2 protein-coding genes and 1 pseudogene are annotated in these 1,704 nt (G+C 32.0%); 1 reads left to right on the forward strand and 2 read right to left on the reverse strand.

What is annotated here, in order from left to right:
- Positions 1-386, reverse strand: a 386-nt coding sequence (locus V7014_RS23355; protein WP_335510849.1) for a GrpB family protein, incomplete at its 3' end; no start/stop codon positions are given.
- Positions 387-523: 137 nt separating this feature from the next.
- Positions 524-712: a hypothetical protein gene (locus V7014_RS23360; RefSeq protein ID WP_335510847.1), complete on the reverse strand. Its 189-nt coding sequence runs from the start codon at positions 710-712 to the stop codon at positions 524-526.
- Positions 713-1,144: 432 nt separating this feature from the next.
- On the opposite strand from V7014_RS23360, the pseudogene V7014_RS23365 reads away from it, so the two are divergent.
- Positions 1,145-1,526, forward strand: a pseudogene (locus tag V7014_RS23365) (transposase); the annotation flags it as partial.
- Positions 1,527-1,704: the final 178 nt, after the last annotated feature.

The raw sequence follows: 1,704 nt of genomic DNA on the forward strand, positions 1-1,704 counted from the left end.
CCATAATTCTTCATTTCATCTGGGTGTGATTTTAAATAATCTCGAAAAGCCAGGTGCCTTTTTATTTCATAACTCCCAATCTGATAGATGTGAACGTGATGAGAGCGATTGTCCCCACCTTTTTGAAAGTATCTACGTCTAACTATCCCATTTTCACCTTTAGATTCATATCCGATTTCTTGCATCTCTATATTATATTTATCAACTTTGTTAATATCCTTAACAACAGGCATTATGTCTATTATTGGTTTAGCTTTTAACCCTGGAACAGAGGTACTACCGATGTGATGTATATCTATGATTTTATTCCCGAAAATAAGATTCAGTTTTTCAGCCTCTTCCATAAACATTTGAACCCATTTCTCATTGTACGAACTTACTTCCACCTTTCTCAAATTATCCCCTCCAAATCATTTTTTAATTTTATCACACTTAAATTAATAAATTTCTTATTTGTTCCATAACAAAAAGCTATCAAAATGACAGCCTTGTTTGGCTATTGCACCTGTTAGCTCTATAAAAACTAGATATATTTTGCACTAATTAAGAAGTATATTGCACAAGATACAATAATAAAGATAGCGAAGAAGATAAGCTTTTGAAAATTGTTCCATTCTTTCATCCAGCCCCATCTTTTTCTATCTTTATCAAACATAAAGACATCAGCCATTACTACTAAAATGATAATAATTAGAGTTGCAAATAGCCCCATAAAGCCACATCCTTATAAACCCTTTTTTTCTTTATTTTAACATATTTCTCGTTGAACTATACTGCGCAGATAGTTTAAGTGCGCTTTTTTCACAAAGAATCACCATAAACGTTCGTTTTTGGTGATTCAATATAAATACTATATCTAGCATTCTTTAAATTATTTTTTATATTCAAAAGTTAAACCAAAAACAAATAACCAAAATTAAGTCTGAATTACGTTTTTGGTTAAGATTATTTACAATACTTGTCTTAACGTATGTTTTCCGCGTTTCGCTGGTACTACCCCATAAACGACATGAAAGCTCTTCTTTTGAAAGTTCTCGTAATCAGAGAGATGGGTTTAACATGTAACATGCATATTTAAATCCATTCTTTCGCCATGTTCACGAATGAATTTAATATCAATTTGATAATGTTTTAGATGCCCTTAAAAATTGATCGGTTTAATCACCCTAAAAAGTTGGTTGCCTTTGCGGGAATTGATCCTAGCGTATTTGAATCTGGAATCTTTAAAGATACCAAAAATCGCATCACTAAAAGAGAGTAGGCCAAGGCACGCCTTATTTACAGCTGTCCGTTGTGCTATTCGAGATACATGTAAAAGCCGCACGACAAAAGAAATCAGTAGTAAAAAGTTACTAGTGTTTTACGCTAAGAAACGTGAAGAAGGAAAAACTTACGGAGTATCTATTATCGCCTGTGCTAATAATATTTTACACTGGATTTACGCTCTTTTGAAAAATAAAACTCTTCCAAGATGCCACTCGAAACAAATATTTACATTTATTCGAGTTACTCCCATAAATATATGAGGAATTTATTTGTCATACCTATTTTCAGTATAACGCTAGAATTGAATGGTTTTACTTATTCAATCGGTTTATTCATTACAGGAGTGTAGCTTCTTTTTCCACAAAAAAACTACTAATCAAGATTGATTAGTGGCTCTTATCCTTGAGTGAATGTTCTTTTATTAAAGCTGTAACAATG

Origin of the sequence: Bacillus sp. JJ722 (assembly GCF_036963345.1) — a bacterium.
Lineage (GTDB): Bacteria > Bacillota > Bacilli > Bacillales > DSM-1321 > Bacillus_AD.

Excerpts from the sequence above, each read along its gene's own strand:
- V7014_RS23360 (WP_335510847.1), bottom strand. The coding sequence starts at position 712 with ATGGGGCTATTTGCAACTCTAATTATTATCATTTTAGTAGTAATGGCT.